Genomic DNA, 1,123 nt, shown 5'->3' on the forward strand with positions numbered 1-1,123 from the left:
TTACCCGGTGAACGTGGCGGTGATCTGGGTGAACTGCCAGTTGTTCTGGGCGATGCCGCTGCAGTTGGAGACGACGCCGCCGCCGGGGCAGGGGCGGTCGCGGTTGACGGACCAGAAGGCGAGCCGGGCGAGGTGCTTGGACTGGGCCCAGTCGCGGATCTGCTGCCAGTAGGCGACGGAGGTGAGTTCCTGCTGGTCGGACAGGCCGTTCATGCCGGAGATGCCCATGTGTCGGTAGGCCTGGTCGTCGGTCCAGCCGAACGCGGTCTTGAGCATGGTTTTGAGGCCTTCGGAGGCGCTGACGGTGCTGTTGTACATGTTGGCGCCGCCGCCGAAGTCGAACGGCATGATGGTGAAGACGTCGATGTTGGCGCCGGTGGACGCGGCCCGGTTGATGAGCTGCTGGGCGTAGTAGCCGGGGCCGGTGGTGGCGGTGCCGAACGTGATGATGGTCTTCAGGTTCGGGTTGTTCTGCTTGACGATCTTGAGGGCGTCGACGATCCGGTTGCGGACGGTGTCGTTCTCGAACTCGTCGGTGTTCTCGATGTCGATGTCGATGGCTTTGAGGTTGTACGTGTTGATGACCGTCTGGTAGGCGGCGGCGAGTGCCTGCGGGGTGGAGCAGTTCGGGCCGAGCTTGTTGCCGCTCCAGCCGCCGAAGGACGGGATGACGTCGCCGCCGCCGGCGCGGACCTGGTTGATGACGGTCTGGTCGACGCCGCCGGTGAGGGGGCGGCTGCCGTCCCAGGCGGGGGTGCAGCCGCCGCCGGACAGGACGAACGCGAGGGTGAACCAGCGGATGCCGGTGGCGGACTGGATCGTCTGCGGGTTCGGCGGGTCGCCCCACTGGTACAGGTAGGGGGCGGCCTGCATGCCGGACGGGGTGGTGGTGCCGCCGGTGGTGGTGGCGGTGATGCTGTTGGACGCCGCGGACTCGCCGACGTTGTTGTAGGCCTTCACGGTGTACGTGTGGGTGGAGCCGGCGGTCAGCCCGGACACGGTGGTGGAGGTGCCGGTGACGGTGGCCCGCACGGTGCTGCCCTCGTAGACGCGGTAGCCGGTGACGGTGCCGGTCGAGGCGTTCCAGGCGAGGGTGAAGCTGGTGTTCGTGGTCGCGGTCACC

At 67.7% G+C, this 1,123-nt stretch carries 1 protein-coding gene; it reads right to left on the minus strand.

Annotation, left to right across the window (positions count from 1 at the left end; translation table 11 throughout):
• Nucleotides 1-1,123, minus strand: a 1,123-nt coding sequence (locus tag ABD332_RS59855) for a fibronectin type III domain-containing protein (RefSeq protein ID WP_344516091.1), incomplete at its 5' end; no start/stop codon positions are given.

This window comes from Dactylosporangium maewongense (assembly GCF_039531485.1).
GTDB lineage: Bacteria > Actinomycetota > Actinomycetes > Mycobacteriales > Micromonosporaceae > Dactylosporangium > Dactylosporangium maewongense.